This is a genomic window from Pseudobutyrivibrio ruminis DSM 9787 (assembly GCF_900218035.1).
In the GTDB taxonomy this organism is placed as follows: domain Bacteria; phylum Bacillota; class Clostridia; order Lachnospirales; family Lachnospiraceae; genus Pseudobutyrivibrio; species Pseudobutyrivibrio ruminis.
On the sequence record NZ_OBMR01000014.1, the window covers coordinates 20,357 to 36,748 of the forward strand.

General features: G+C 33.1%; 11 protein-coding genes. 8 read left to right on the forward strand and 3 right to left on the reverse strand.

Annotated elements, in window-relative coordinates; translation table 11 throughout:
* Window positions 1-34: 34 nt before the first annotated feature.
* From CRN97_RS12970 to CRN97_RS12980, 3 genes are read right to left on the reverse strand one after another with little or no spacing between them, the layout of a single operon-like run.
* A complete protein-coding gene (locus CRN97_RS12970; RefSeq protein ID WP_097077155.1) occupies window positions 35-4,252 on the reverse strand; it encodes a BspA family leucine-rich repeat surface protein in 4,218 nt (1,405 codons plus the stop codon).
* The gene (locus tag CRN97_RS12975; RefSeq protein ID WP_097077156.1) at window positions 4,253-4,738 is read right to left on the reverse strand and encodes a hypothetical protein; all 486 of its coding nucleotides are present in this window, start codon (window positions 4,736-4,738) and stop codon (window positions 4,253-4,255) included.
* Between the two features lie 4 nt (window positions 4,739-4,742).
* Complete coding sequence (locus tag CRN97_RS12980; protein ID WP_179670757.1) at window positions 4,743-5,591, reverse strand: toprim domain-containing protein; 849 nt, start codon at window positions 5,589-5,591, stop codon at window positions 4,743-4,745.
* A gap of 154 nt (window positions 5,592-5,745) precedes the next feature.
* Here CRN97_RS12980 and CRN97_RS12985 point away from each other — a divergent pair, with 154 nt between their 5' ends.
* The 8 genes from CRN97_RS12985 (at window position 5,746) to CRN97_RS13020 (ending at window position 16,391) form a co-directional block, all read left to right on the forward strand.
* The gene (locus CRN97_RS12985) at window positions 5,746-6,225 is read left to right on the forward strand and encodes a hypothetical protein (protein WP_097077158.1); all 480 of its coding nucleotides are present in this window, start codon (window positions 5,746-5,748) and stop codon (window positions 6,223-6,225) included.
* A gap of 369 nt (window positions 6,226-6,594) precedes the next feature.
* Window positions 6,595-7,194 carry a hypothetical protein gene (locus CRN97_RS12990; RefSeq protein ID WP_097077159.1) on the forward strand — a complete coding sequence of 200 codons (600 nt, stop codon included), beginning with the start codon at window positions 6,595-6,597 and terminating at the stop codon, window positions 7,192-7,194.
* Window positions 7,194-9,485 (forward strand): relaxase/mobilization nuclease domain-containing protein, encoded by a 2,292-nt coding sequence (locus CRN97_RS12995; RefSeq protein WP_097077160.1) that lies wholly within the window; start codon window positions 7,194-7,196, stop codon window positions 9,483-9,485. The genes CRN97_RS12990 and CRN97_RS12995 overlap by 1 nt, the downstream gene beginning before the upstream one ends.
* Window positions 9,486-10,210: 725 nt before the next feature.
* Window positions 10,211-11,005, forward strand: a complete 795-nt coding sequence (locus CRN97_RS13000) for a ParA family protein (protein WP_097077161.1) — start codon at window positions 10,211-10,213, stop codon at window positions 11,003-11,005.
* Between the two features lie 13 nt (window positions 11,006-11,018).
* The gene (locus tag CRN97_RS13005; RefSeq protein WP_097077162.1) at window positions 11,019-11,606 is read left to right on the forward strand and encodes a hypothetical protein; all 588 of its coding nucleotides are present in this window, start codon (window positions 11,019-11,021) and stop codon (window positions 11,604-11,606) included.
* A gap of 648 nt (window positions 11,607-12,254) precedes the next feature.
* Entirely contained in the window at window positions 12,255-13,700 is a 1,446-nt protein-coding gene (locus tag CRN97_RS13010) for a replication initiation protein (RefSeq protein ID WP_097077163.1), read from the forward strand.
* A gap of 120 nt (window positions 13,701-13,820) precedes the next feature.
* Complete coding sequence (locus CRN97_RS13015) at window positions 13,821-14,126, forward strand: single-stranded DNA-binding protein (protein WP_097077164.1); 306 nt, start codon at window positions 13,821-13,823, stop codon at window positions 14,124-14,126.
* A gap of 33 nt (window positions 14,127-14,159) precedes the next feature.
* On the forward strand, window positions 14,160-16,391 hold the full coding sequence (locus tag CRN97_RS13020; protein WP_097077165.1) for a hypothetical protein: 2,232 nt from the start codon (window positions 14,160-14,162) through the stop codon (window positions 16,389-16,391).
* The last annotated feature ends 1 nt before the right edge of the window (window position 16,392 follow it).

Consider the following 16,392-nt stretch of genomic DNA (forward strand, 5'->3'; position numbering starts at 1 on the left):
TCTCCAATAAGGGCAAGCTAAGCTTGCCCATTACTTATGCAAAAATGTCCAAGATGTAGGTTTGCCCTGCCACACTATACTGGTATGCCAAAACATTGTTTTCTAAAACTGTGACATTCTCTTCATTCTTCCTGTCTTTTGAAGATGTAAGTAACTCGCAAGAAAATAGGATTTCATCACTTTCGTTAAATACAGTTAGGATATATGTATCCTTCTTGAGATTTCTAAAAATGAACTCACCATTTTTATTTGTTCTTGTTCGAAGCTTATCCCTTCCCTCTAAAGTTACGACACAGTTAGAATAGTTAATGCCATCCTTTGAAATAAGCTTTCCTCTTACTTTTCTTCGTCTAAACCATATGATTACAAAGAAGATTCCACCTGTAGTTCCTGCAGCTGATACAGTTACGACTACAGCCTTAATGACCTTTTCGACGAAGGATGATTCTTTGGCAGTATCGTCAGCCTTATCATCTGCAAGATCTACTTTTTTAAGCTGACTGTCATCGCTCATAGCCACAATATCTACAGTCTTAAGCTCTAAGCCATCATCAATTAGATTGTCATCAGGCTTTGAATTTGGTAATGAAACAATTAATTCATGACCAGGATTAATTGGAGTCTCCTCTTCTTCATCAATGACAATATCAATAATTAAGTCACTTGGTTTATTGTCATCACCGGCTCCTGGCTTTGTTGGTTCCTGACCAGGGTTTGGGTTCTCATTACCTGAAGGATTAACGATGTCTTGAGGTTTATTTTTCTCTATCTTTGGTATGCTCTTAGTCTCTCTGGAAAGTTCTACATGGCAATGCTTGCAATATACGACGCTTTCATATGAACCTTCCTCTTCTTCTGTTGCATCAACCACATTTTCTCTTACTTCGGCACCAGCGATATGTCCTAATGGGTCAAGAGTGATTGTTTCTCTTGATAACTCGTCGCCATCATCAACACAATAAACAACCGACTCATAATGGCCTGGTTCTGTACATGTGGCATCCACTCTGTTTTCTTCAACAGGTGTACCTGGTACATGACTTGTAGCAGCTACCGTAATTGTTTCTCGGCTTAGCTCAGCGCCACATTCTTCACAATAAACAACTGAGTCATAATGGCCGTCCTTTGTATGTGTTGGCTTTACATTGTTTTCAGTTTTACTTGCTGCTGGTGTGTGTGTATGAACTCTTGTTAGAGTCATTCCTCTTATAGGCATTGTTCCAGGAGTGTACTCATCACCATCTGCATTAATCCACTTCTTGCCATAGACTTTAAGAATATCCGCAAGTGGCTCTCCATAAGTTACATGGTCTGAATAAAGAACTTTTCCTTTCTCATCCTTGAGCACCAATTTGAATGTAGCAAGTCTAAAGGTGTACGCTTCATACGCCATTTCGTTGCCTTCATCAACATTAAAATCCCATTCATTTCTTGATAAAGTTATCTTTTCACCAGTAGAATAGATAACAAAATCTTTAAATTCCTCATAGTATTCATCCTTTTTTAGCTGTGAAATCGGATTTAATGGTTGATACATTATATGATTTGAAGGTTCTATATCCCAGCTACTATAGTCATCATCAGTTCCATAGGTTCCATCAGGGCCTGACCTTTTGCAGTGTTCACCTGCTATTACTTTTAATACGTCACCATCCATCTTTATGGTGTATACAAATGCACGCCCTGTTTTATTTAAAGGATCACTTTCATCCAGACACTCTTCTTTTATAATTTCAAAATCCTTTACAAGATATCTATTATGAAATACTACTTTTCCATATTCTGGATCTAAATATTCAAATGCCTCTGCATCATCCGAAGGCTCCACAAGATTTATGATTGTATAATTCTTTTTGAAATTCTCTAATGTATTCTTCTCAGCTACAGGATTGTCATCAAATATATATCTATGCGACACGCTATCCTTTTTGAAAACTTTAAATTTCTTATAAGCGCTATCTGCTTTTCCGTCTTTGTTATCATCTATATACATAAATGAATTACCCAACATCAAATTCGAAGTTGTTTGTGCGGATGGAATTTCCGGTATTCCAACTTCTTCTTTAATGACGTCCGTTCTGAACATGTCAATTACAGTAAGATTGTCACAATCTTGAAATATTCTATATGTTGCCCCACTACCGAAATCTTCAACCTTTGATACATCCCAGGTACTTAAATCTAGATATTCAAGTTTTGAACAACCATTGAACATCATATACATGTTTTTAACCTTAGATACGTCCCAGCCTGATACATCAAGCTTCTTCACCTTTATATTTCCATAAAAAAGCTCACCCATATCAGTACAACTTGATGTGTTCCACTTAGAAACATCTAGTTCTTCAACATTACGTAAGAATGATAGAGCATCTTTCATATTTGTTACTTTAGCAACATCCCAATTTGATATATCTAGAATTTGTAAGCTTTCACATCTATCAAAAGCATGCTCAATATTTGTAACAGAAGAAGTATTCCAATTTGAAACATCCAATTCACTAAGTTTGAAACAATTAAAAAACATTTGATCCATTGTAGTTACTCTGGAAGTGTCCCAATTTGTAGTTGAAAATCCACCTTCTAGCAAAACGCTATTTGCAAACATCTTACTTACGTCTTTTGCAAGTTTTAAATCAGCTGGCAATTTTATTGTTTTGATTTTTGACTGATGATATGGACTTACTAAAAACATTGCTATCATGGTCTCTGCTGATGAACTATCAATACAACTCAAATCTATCGATTCGAGCTCATAGCATTGATAAAACATCCAATCAAATGCTTTTACATTCGAAGTGTCTGTAAAAAGTCCGCTTTGTCCATTGAAATTATTTTCTCCATCTAATGTTTTTAATTTCTTGCACCCAGCAAACATTTCATCCATTTTACATACATTACTTGTATCTAATGGATTAGTAATTTTTAGGGTAGTAAGGTTTTCACAGAAATAAAACATGCGTCCCATATCAACACATTGAGATGTATCAACATTCTCAAAAATTATTTCCTCTATTGAAAAACAATTTCCAAATAAATCATACGCGTTTAATAGCTTTACATCCTTAAAATGCACTTTCTTAACTGGTGTTATATGACTAAACCATGGAGGCATTGCTGTAGTATCATTTTGATCAGTAAAGCCTAAATTTTTCGATCCCTCGGTACTAACATAAACAGCATCTTTTACATACTTGTCTCTATATGCCTTTTCTTCTTCAGGACTATCAAATCTTACAAACGCAGGGATTGTTTGTTCTCCAGTAACGACAACCAAATCTGGTTGATTATCATTATCCTCATCAAAATACTCATAACTTAATCCCAGATATGTTCCCTTAGATAATGATTTATATTCTGTAGTACCTACTGTGTATGTTGTGAAATGGTCAGTATCAAATTCCAGGCTTTCTCCATTTTGAGATGCAGACATATCAGAGACAGTACCATCGTCAGTAATTCTATATACCTCTAGCTCCTCTGCTGTATCTAATCCTTTGATAGTAACTGATACTTCTTCACCAAATTCTGTCGGCTGGTATTGCTTTTCACCTGACATTAGCTTGATATCAAAAGAAACCTGAGCTGCAAACGTTATATCCAACTTATCTTCTACTGTTTTTTCTGCTGTGGAATTTCCAATCTTTTCTGCTAAAAGCTCAGTATCTTCTGGCATATTTCCAGTGATTATAATCGTATAGCCTGCTACTTCTGAAGATAATTCTTTGTATACAAGCTCATTACTTTCTTCAACCTTGTCATACTTTGCTATTACTTCCTCATCAGAAACCACATCTATATAATTTCCGACATACTCGACAAAATCATATCCATCATGCGTAGGAGCCTCAGGCAATTCCTCAACTGAATCTCCTTCATTAACTGTGTATGCGGCAAATTCAGAATTATCTATAGAATCAATAAATGATACCTTGAATGTTTCGTTATCATTTTCAGACTCTGCTTCTAACGGATTTGTATTAGCTTCTTCGCTTAAAGTTTGCTCCTCTTCGCCGACTGCAACATCTGCGTCCTCTACTTCGACTTCCTTTGATTCAATTTTTTCCTCACTTACAGTCTCATTAGATTCAGAATCTGAAATCTCTATCTCTTCAATTTCTTCAGATTCTTCAGCTGCTGGTTCAACTATTTCCATAGGCGGTTCTACTGATTCTTCTGCATAACTCATAGTCGTGAAAATGTTACAAGCTATAAGTGCACAAGAAATCAACGATAATATCTTCTGTTTCATTTACCTCTCCTCTCCTGAATCCTCTTGAGCTGCTGATTGAACTATCATTAATATTTGCTCAAGATAGATTTCATACTCTGGACCGTCATAGATCATAAAAGTTTTTGTTGGTGCATCTACAGCAAACATTGATGTGACTGTTTCATCCGTTGTTATGTACCAGTTCACTGCTTTACTGAACTTTTCTGCACCTTCAACATTCTTAATGCGTAAAAGTCTGCTAATAAGCTTTTCAACATCTTCATCTGAAACATCTTCATCTCGATAAATCTTGTAACCATCCTCGTTGTCATACTCTTGAGCATCACTTACCAATGAATATGAAACCTCTGGCTCGTCTTCCGTAGTCGTCTCAGTTGCGTATATCACTGTTTCATCAACAACCTGTTTTTCTTCTTTCTTATTCTGATTTGTGATATAAACACTGAAGATCAAGAGGTTTACCAGAATAACAACAAAAGAAATCTTTCCAAAACTCTTTTTCATATACCTATCCTTTCATCAAGTCTTCATTCCAATCCTTGTGCTTCGATACAATACTTCTAATGGTGTTAAATCTATCTCTGCAGCTTTGCCCTGCTTTATCGTTATCAACTGCCAATACGCATTTTCTTCCATACTTATCTATTAGTTTTTCTATGGTTTTATAATTTGCGACACCACCGATTGATACATAGAGAGCATTCTCTGCATCCATATTCCTAATAACCGCCAAGCTAATTGCATCGATTGCAGATTCACATATATATACTGTTCCAATCTCATTACCTGTCATAAAACTCCAGTATTCGTCTAACGCTTTTCTTCCATTACCGTGAAAGCTCTTTCCAAAAGACAAAGTTCCATGAATTTCGTAATAAGACTGCGTATCATTAACAAAAACACAATTGCAAAATCTTTTATCTCCTTGGGGAATACAGGATTGGTATATTAGCTCCTTCTTCATTAACCTAGCTATTACGTCTCCTGGTATCCTGCGTGTGATACAAAGGTATGCCATTGTCTCTTTGAATGATTTAGCCTTAATTGGTAATTCGTAATGTGATACATAGTCGATTTCACTTTTTTTATAACTGGAGGCATCTGCGCCTATTTGTGATTCCATTACGCTTTTAAATGTTTCTCCATAATATGTAGTCAAAAGATCAATCAGATTACCTGAACTACCTTTTCCTTGCATCGCAAAATCTATATATCTGCTGGAACCGCGCTTAAAACAAACTGATTTATTACTTCTTAGTCTTGCCCAGTTACCTTCTTTAACAGCATCTAGATTTTTCAATGCGAAGTCGTACAAGTCGATATTTACGACTTCCTGAATTTGTTCTTGTGTGTACATCTTCACCTCCGCTCTACCCATAAAAAGGGACCAAAATCTGAGAAATGGTACACTTAAATAAAAAATTTTTTCCGTACGATATTTGTGCAATTTGCGAATTGCTTATTTTTCGGGCTTTTGCAATAATCAAATTAAATTTAGAAAGGCGATTTTTATGGCTGCAAAAAAAGAAACTTCTACTGGAACTTATGATCCAAATACAGAAGTCGTTAGAAAAAAATATGATTCAGAAAATGTAAATCGAAGAGAATACACTCAGGGTAAAGGTACTTATGATCCAGAATACTACCAACGCCACAAGGAATATTTCTCTTCCATGCATGAGCGCTATTATAAAGAAACATATAAGCGAGTTCCTTTTGATGTTCCTAGAGACTGGTATAACACTCTTACTGATGTTATTGATTCATTAGATGAGAAAAGCTCAGTAAATGGTTTTATTAAGAATGCTGTAGAATTCTATGTTGCTAATGAGCTAAGCGATAAGCGTTTTGAAGAATACCATATAAAGAAAGCTCTGATTAAAGCTGATGGTCTTGTTTGTTCTAAATGTAATAAAGAAGTTGAAAGTATAGATAAGCTCTCCTTAAACAAGGATGGCACTGCTCTATTATGTTCTGATTGTCTTAAATAGGCTCTTGGTTCCTTTGAAACCAGGAGCTTTTTTCCATTATTCTAATTAACGTTACGTTATTCCACTTTATTGGAAAATTCCTATTTTTATTTGATCTTTATTTTTTCCATTAATCCCATTAACGCTCCATTAATCACAACTAATGGAAAATTTTGCGCCTTGGTGTACCATTTCTCAGATTTTGGTCCCTTTTATATATGGCTATCCCGACTATAAATGAGGTCCGTTTGTTTTTTGCAAGCATAGGAAAATGTCCCATTTTTCCATTAAAACTTCGTTTTAATAACATGTTGGGCAAGCCCAAACCCTTGATATTGTAGATATCAAAGGCTGCGCACTATTAATTATTGTGGAAAGGTAAACTAAAACATGAGTAATTACAATTTATACATAACACTATCACAAAAAGAAAAACTACTTCTACAATCTGAAGCTAAGAAAAGGGATATGAGTTTAACTTGTTTTGTAAAATCATTATTGCCTTTGAAAGAATCAGATGTTGCCCCTCCTGCTCTTTATATTCCTGCTGATAAAATTGATTATAAAATCGGATCTAGAAAGAAATGTGTAAAAGCATATTTTACTGATACTGAGATGAAAGCTATTGAATACATGGCTGGCAAGGAACCATTATCGCGATTCGTTGCAAGGAGAGCTCTACAAGGGGAAAATGTATTGGATATAAAAATAGAGGACGACGATTACTACTTCGTTTACTCGGTGATAGAACCTATTTATACCTCTATTTATATGTATTTACATAATCTAAAGGGTATAAAGGAAATTGACCCAGTTACCATAGAAAACTTTATATGTGAACTTGAGAAGTCAAATACGTTTCTTGTTAATCTAACTGAGTATTTCAAAAATAATAGACGTAGTCTTAGAAAAACAAGGCTTAGGGAATTACGCAAGCTATCAAATTTTCTAATCAAGGATTATGAACTTTATACTGTGGAGGACCAGTAATGACAGCAATTTGTAAAACAATTGCTGTTCATGGCGAGCATTTATCAAGTCTTTTAGATTATGGAGCAGATATTGAAAAGACTTCTCTTCTTGGTAATGATGCGCTTTCCAATCTTTTTGATTATGCAAAAAATGAAAGTAAAACTTCTTTTGTTGATCCGCTTAATGATGAAAAGTCTATATTAGTAACTGGAGTAAAATGTTCTCCTGAAACAGCAAATAAAGAGTTTAAAGATACACGTGATCTTTATCCCGATTCAAAACGCGGACTTGGAAATAAACAATCTCGTGTTATTGCTATTCATCTAATCCAATCTTTTAAAGAAACCAATATATCTCCAATTATTGCACATAAGATTGGAATAGAACTACTTGAAAGAAATGGCTACATGGGCGTTGTGGATACCCATATGAATAAAACTCATATACATAATCATATAATCATTAACTCCTATATTCCTGGAGGAGACAAAAAAATTATCCTTGAGAAGAAATTCTTGATGAACATTAGAAAGTTCTCTGATGACTTACAAAAGGAGTATGGTATCCCGATTGATTTTGAGTCTCCAACAAAGCAATTAGAAAAATCAAAAGATTCCCTCCAATATGGAGAATGGGCTGCACAACGTAAAAACAAATCATGGAAAGCTGATTTGTATGAATCCATGCTTATATGCTCTGCTTCTTCCTCTAGCAAAGAGGAATACATAAAGCTCTTAAAGCGATTTGGATATACCTTAGCTAAACAACAACGCAATGGTGATTTAGTATGGTTTAACTTGGATAAAACCAAAAAAATAAAGGAATCAACCTTGTATAGAGAATTTACTGATTCAACTTTAAGGCAGTTTAATCATTCTTCTATTCATTTTGATTATCTTGAGACACGATATTCCTGGGATGGACGAGAATTGAATAATATAGAGAATACTCTTAGAGAAACCTATAACATTATCTGCGCAGTTGCAAACTATATATCTAATTCTCATTCAATAGCACAACTTAAATCTTATAATTTGGAATATAAGAAGTCCGAACTAACATGGGCCTCAAACATTAAAGGCTTATATTCTGTAGATACGATTAAAGAATTAGATGAAAAACTTAATTCTGTTGGAACTTCAATATCCATTATAAAGAAACAGATTAAGGATATAGAATCCATCAAAGACTATTACCACACAATCGCAGAATACTCTTCTTCTGCCAAACTATTAAAACAGTCTTTCATAAATCAAGGTGGTCAATCGAATTTGCTCAATGAATTGTACTTGCCGCATATAAGTGCTTTAGAGGCTTCTGAAAATAATGCAACTATAGCTCCATTATCCTCAACTCAAAAACGCGACCTACATATTCTAATGGCGACACATCCTGATTATAGGATTGTTAATGCTCAGCTAGGCTATAGGAACCTTTCTACTGTAGACTACTTTAATATTGTAAAATATTTCAAATATGGTGGTGAGCTACCAGGCATCCTGTGCAACAGGAATTCATTTAACCATGACATGGCTTATAAAAATCAATATGATTTTTTATCTAAGAAATTTCCGTTCGCAGCTAACCCTAGACAAATAGGTGATTGTAAGAAGCTACTTGTTGATGCAGGGTATGATATTACAAAGATTAATCTTAAATCACTTACATTAGCAGATGTAATCAATATTCAAAACTGCTTAGGTCCAGCTCCAACATTGGAAGATACTAAAGACATTACTTCCCCTAGTGTCAATGATATAAATAGATGTGTTGATATCTGTAAACAAAAAGGTATTGTCCCACCTATGCATCCAAAAGATATGTCCTCTAAACAATGTAATATCTTTTATAGTTGGGCATGCTCACAAGGTAAGGATCCTAGAATTATTGAGTTGCAATCTAAACATATTAATGATGACAAAGCCTTTTCAAAATCGATTGTGAATCTAAAACCTGAATTACAAACTGCTATCAGATCATATAGGAATGCTGTTATTAAACTTCATAAAATTGGTCTATCGCCAGATGATATTGATGTATATATCAATCAATTTGAAAATATTGATGAACATTTAAATTCTTTAAAGCTTAATCAAACTACTCTAAATAAACAATATAAAGATCTAATTCATCTGAAACAAATTTTATATTTTTCTCATGATTTAAATTATGTTTATGGTTCACCTAATCTTAGAGAAGAATTTTATGAGTTTAAAAGACGTGATTTATCTCTTGATAATGATCGATTGCAATTTCAAAAAGACAACTTCAAAAAGAATAAAGATAAAGATTTGGATTTCACATTTTGATTTTCTATTGGCCAGGGATTAATATCTCCTGGCTTTATTTTTTAACATAAAACTAGTAAAATATTAGCATAAAGTTAAATTATTTCTTTCAAAATTATCCTAAATTAGTTTTGAAGCCTTAAAATTCTATAAACGGGTTGCGCAGAGTTGTTTTTATGGCCTGTAAGCTTCATATTTGCCCCTAGGAGAGTTTCTACATATTTTTACGAACATCTATAAGGTTTTGATTTAAAATAGCTTAAATCGCGTTTTTCGTAAATTATTTATGTTTTTTATATAATTTATGAATATTATATAACTTGTCTTTGTTATATTTCTTTTACAATTCCTCTTTATTTTATTATTTATATGTATTATATTGTTTACGTTGATTATATTTATTGTATTATTTATCATGCTTATATTATCTATCTTATTAATATTTATATTCTTTTATTTATTATTTTTATATTTTATATGTATTATATTATATATATATTATTGATTATTTATCTTATTTAGATTATTATTATAATAATTAATTTTATGATGTTTAATATAATTATGATTATTTACATATATAATATGTTTTATCATTTCTATATATAAATGATTATTTATATTGTTTACATTTGTTGGGAAAATAATATAAATAAGAAAATCAATAAAATAATGATAATTTGTAAAATAATTCTTTCTTATATAAATAGGATGGTTTATAATGATTACAGAAACGGAGAAGAAAAATGAAAGTAATTTGTATGACAACATCAAAGGGTGGAGCTGCAAAAACAACAAATACTGTAGAGACGGCTGCTGCTCTAAAGATACTTGGAAAGAAAGTTTTGGTAATTGATATTGACCAAACAACTGGATTAACAAAATACGTAGGTGCTTACTACGAGCCAGATGAACGTGAAAGTCTTGGAATAAAGACGATTTACGATATTTTAACAGGTGATTGTTCAGTTGATGAAGCTATTTTAGACGTAGAATGCTTTGATTTGATTTCAGGCGATGAAAGACTTGCTAATCCTCAAATAACATTCAACAAAGAAGATGACCAATATTTATTAAAAGACATCTGTGAAATGCTTGAAGAAAACGGATATGACTACATTTTCATCGACCATGGCCCTCAAAAGGACCTTCTCCAGAAAATGTCATATATCGCATCAGATTATTTCTTTATCACAACATTAATGGCCGAAAATGACAGACAACAAGCAAAAAATGCTGTAGCAGAAATATCTCAGTTACAAAAATCTAGAAATAAATTAGTTACTGGTGATGTTTATGGATTCATAGTAAGCCGTGTTAAGAAAGTTTCACTTTCAGATCTTGCAATTAGTGATATGGAAAATGAAGCCGCTATTTACAAGGAAAACAGGTCAGTTGAACCACGAATCTTCACAATACCAGATGCAATAGCAATTGCAGAAGCACAAACCTTTAAAGTTCCAAATACAATGGCTCATAAAAGCTCAAATGTATCAAGAGCATATTATGATTTGGCAGATTATATTTTAGAGATTAACTAAGGAGGATTAATACGTGAGTAAAGCAGATTTATTATTAAAAGCACAAAATTCAAAAAGAACTTTACCAAAAAGAGACGCTTTGCCTCCTACTAAAACTGTGTTGAGTGATGAATCAACTATAATAGAAAAACCTACAATACAAGAGGAAAAGCCAGCTCCAGAAGCTAAACCAGAGAAAAAAGAACCTAGTGTAAAATCAGAACAACCCAAAAAAGAGACTACAAAGAAAAAAAATACAAGTGAATCGAAACCAGAAAAGAAAGTTAGCAAAAACGAAGGAACTATAAATATTACTGTAAAATATTTTGAAGCTCTTGATCAAGAATTCTTTAATGCCCAAGCTACACTTAAAGGAAAAGCAAAATGGCAATATCTGCAAATACTGGTAGAAAAAGACATGAAAGAAAAGATTGACAGAACAGATGACCTTCATAAAGAAATAAAATTTATGGAATCATCAAAACCAGGAAATTTACCAGTTACTGAAGAAACAAAGCAGAATCTTATAAAACAAGCTGCAATGCACTCATTTAGTGGAGTAGCTCCTTATGTTGCTTACCTAGTTAGAAAAGAACGTTTAGCAACTCCAGGCTGGAATTAAAATCAATGGATCTAGTTAAATTTAGACTAGGTCCTTTTTTTGTGCTCTGTCGGAAAGAGTATATAACAGTATAAAATACTGTATAGATAGTATAGCAAGACATAAAGAAAGCCTAATTTTATAAGGATTGCGAGGATTTTTGAAAGACAAATAAACGAGTGTAGTACGACAAATTGACGTTTACTTAAGACAACCCTACGTAAAGGAAAGACAGATAAACGAGATGGTGCGACAGATTGACGAGTGAATACGACAGATAAACATTTTGTCTAATTTAAATTCAAAAAACAACGTAAAATCAACGTTTCTGAGGTTCTAATTTGCAAATACGACAGATTGACGAGTAAAAAGACGAGACGTTAATTTGTCTAGAATATAAAATAAGGCGTAAAAAAACCGACAAATTAACGAGTTAAACAAAACCGTTGAAAATAAAGGATTTTCCAAATGCATTTTTGATGAAAAATCAAGGTTTCAAGTGTAATAATCGCTTGATTAGACAAAAACAAAGAATGTCTATTTTTGACAAATTGACGAGTTTAATAAATGAATATATATCTTCTTGCAAGATAAATACTGTTTATGTATAATGATTTAGACAAGACATTTATTTGTCGTGTCTAAAAATGCAAGGGAGAGATAATATTAATGGCTATCATAAGACAAGATGAAAACGGAATATATCGAGACGTAAACCCTAAAACTAATAGGTTTTATGATGAAGATGAATATCCAATAGGCTCAAAATTAGGACAGGTAGATCATCAATATACTCATACAAACAAAGGCCGAATAATCGATAGAGATGATGATACCCCGGATGTAGTTGATAGTGAAACTGGATTAGCTGTAGCATCAGAAGATGAGAATAAGATAAAGACTTTTATTAAAGAAGCAATTTCTATAGATAATCTTGTAGAAACTTTTGATGAGAATTCACATGAAACATTATTAAAGCTGCTTGCATTACAGGATAATAAGCATCCGCTGAAAAAAGGTGGAGTTGGTATTGCATACAGAACCGATGCTCTTATTATGCACTGTAAAATGGAGTTCTCAGCTGAAGAAAACGTAGTATTTGATGCTATATTAGGTACAATTAGTACATTCCCAGAGAATAAGACATATAGAATTGAACCAAGTAGTTTCATAAAGTTTTCAAAATATAAAGTGGAAAATACATTATATGATGTTTTTAGAAAAGGAACAGCTAAGCTAAAGGATAGACATTTAGTATTTGATGAACTGGGACCAGATGGACAGGATGATATTGTTGTTCCATGGTTTGACATTCTTCGATACCATAAGAAGGGTAAAAATAATGATGTAGCATATATTGAGTTTAAACCTTCTGACTTTTTCAAGGATTTAGCACTTTGCTCTGGAATAATACATGGAGCATTTGGCTCAATGGAAGTAACTACACAGCTGCAGGGTAAATATACAATAGCTCTTTATTGGTATCTTGAGAATATGAAAAATTACAAGGAGTATCCAACAGCTACACCTGGTGTGTTTGAGATATCAATTGAAGAATTAAAGCATCAATTCTCGATGCCGCAGTCTTATACGAAGACAGACATTGAGAGACGTGCTTTAAATCCAGCAAAAGCAAGTATTAATTCTATTGAATTATGCGATTTTACTTTTGACTTTGAGGCAAAAAAAGAATCTGGAAAATATGTAGGATTTATATTTAGAGTAACAAATAAGTCTTATATAGAAAGCACTGCGGTTGAATTGCTTGAAGATAACGAAGTAGAGGAAAGTGGTATTACAGAGCTTCGAATGCTTCTGTCACTATCAAAACTTGAATTTAGTGAGGAAGAAATACAGCGAATAGCAGCATGTGCTAAGAAATTCAATAGGGATTCAGCTTATATGATGCAGGTTGTCTCAGTTTTTAAGCAACGTATAGAAAACAAATCGCTTGAACCTGTTGATGATAAGATAGGGTATATGTGTAGAATGATTGAGAAGGGTGCAACTGCTAAGATTTCATCAAACGATAAAAAGAAAAAAAATAATTTCAATAACTTCTCTCAACGTGATTATGACATGGATGAGTTAGAAAAAAAATTAATAGGTCATTAAAACAATGATTTTACAAGGCTTCAGCAAATTTTGCTGGAGCTTTTTTTATTGCAAGTGTACCATTTCTCAAATTTTGGTCCCTTTTATGTGTGGAGGCGCAAAGAGAAAGTGAGGTAACAAATGTTAAACGAGTTTAGATTTTTAGGACGCCTTGCTGGTGATCCAGTAATAGCAGAAAAGTATACAAGATTTCCTCTAGCTGTAAAGCAGGATAAAAGAGGTGATGCTGAAGTAGAAACAGATTTTTTTAATATGACATGCTTTGGAAATACAAAGAAGGTTGTTGATGAGTACCTTTCAGAAGGTAAAGGAAAGCTTGTCCTAGTATCAGGCGGAGTTAGAAATAACACCTATGAAAAGGACGGAGAAAAGAAATACGAGATTTCTTTTATTGTAGATAGAATAGATTTTTGCGAAAAAGCTTAATATATTGGCGCCTCCAACTTATTAGGTGAAAAGATGAAACAAAGAAAAGTAGATATAAGCATGATTCCATATGATAAATGCTATGAGGACAGTGGAATAATTAGCAGCTCTGAAGGAACATATAGCAAGTCTTACAGAATAGAGAATGAAAAGAAGACAGATTCTAATGTTGATTTGGAGCTTATATATTTAGCTTTTTCTCAGTTATTTGTGGAATTAAAAAATACAACATTTCAATTTGTTATTAGAAATGCAGCAATAGATAAAACTGAATATTTAAAGAAGATTCAGCTTGAAAAGAATAAAGAGCAAATAGTAAATGATGTGATTTCAAAATACAACAATGTGTTGGAAAAGAATATAGACGTTGGCCATAACAATTATAAGACTGATGTAATCCTAACAGTAAAGGTTGTTGCGGATAATTGTAATAATGCAAACCATATATTTGAAGAATTATTCCAGACGATATCAGAAAAAATAGAGTGCATTCCGGGATTTAAAGTATATGATATGAATCTCTTTGAAAGATTAGAGCTTATGTGTGATATCTATAATCCAGGGATTGATAAGAGTATTGATAAATCCCTGTTTAAGAAACGCTCTACGAAAGAAATGATTGCAGCGTCAAAGTATGACAGGAAAAGGCGAGATTTACTTGGCTTAGAGAAATACTACGTTAGGATGTTCTTCATTAACAACATACCAGGTGAAAATACGGATACTATCCTGCATGATTTATTGTCTGTAAGCAATAACAGCATATTATCGGTTGGTTATCAACCTTTAGATTCAATGATTGGATATAACGGAGCTAGAAGAGCTATTAAGGAAAATACTGATGTATTAGAAATCCCTGTTAGGCGAACTATTGAAGATAGAAAGCTTAAGAGAGTATCAAAAGTAGAAACTATTAGGGCTGAATGTGAAAATGATAGTTTTACCAGAAGCGCTATAGAGATATTAAGGGACAGTGCATCAAAAGAAGAGCCTGTTATACAGGCATCATTCATCATAGGTTTATATGCAGAGACAATTGAGGAACTTGAAAGAGATACAAAAATGTTAAAGCTATCTGCCTCAAAGTATTCATGTCAGATTAAAACCTGTGATTATATGCAGGATAAGGCTTTCCAGTCAGTACTGCCTTTAGCTGAAACAAAAATCGATGTATCCAGAGTCTTTAATATATCGAGAATTAGCAAAATTCTTCCTGTTAACATAAACAATACTAAAACTAGTAAACCTATGTTAGAAGGATTAAATGCTATAAACGATAACATGATATTCATTGATAAAAATAAATATCAGATAAGTTTGATTACCGGCGGATCTGAGCAGGTGCAGACATATGCATTAAAAAGAGATGTGGTAAATACTCTGATGTCGTCTGATGCTTCTGTTGTTATCGTGACAACAAAGGCAGAGAAATATAAACGATTTACAGAAATATTTGATTGTAAGTTGTATAAAGGTATTTTCCCAGATTTGTTTTCAAAAGATGAAGACTATGGATTAGATACTGATGTTAAGAAAGCGAGGGCTATATTCTTAGAGGCTTTCGTTACAGCAAAGGATGGATTCTACAATCGAAGACTCATGAAAGAAGAACTTAAGGAGTATTACGAGAAAGTAGAAACAGATGTGGGCATGGTTAACGAATTACATGACTTCAATATGGTTTTAGATTATTTAGATCTAAATCCAAAGAGATGTGAGCTATTTAGGCGCGCAATTGGAGGATATATTGTTGATTCAACTATTCCAATTTTAGATGATTCGCGAGTCAACATTATTGAAACTGCCAACTTTGCTGAATATTTGACAACTATCGACTATTTGTGGTGTCAATCTATAAAATTGAAGAAAAACTGCAAGAATGTATGCGTTTTTCTTGATGGCGTGGATGAATTCTTGAAATCTGAAACTACATCTGATTATTTGATATCTATTTTAGACCGTTGTAGACGCTTGAAAGTACCTATAACAATGGTCTTAGAAGAGCCGGTGAAGATTGTCACCGATGATGATGCGGTAATTGAATTGGAATATTTCCTTAAGAAAATCCAACTGCACAAGATTTTATCATTGGGACCAATAGAAAGAAAGTACTTTATTGAAAAATTAAACATACCAAAGATTCTTGTTCCATACATAACAGATAGGGAGCCAAAGGAAGGTATTATAGTAAGTCCATCATTGAACATAGCCTTTAATGATCACTTTGAAAATAATGATGATCCTTTCTTTAATATATTCAGTTAGC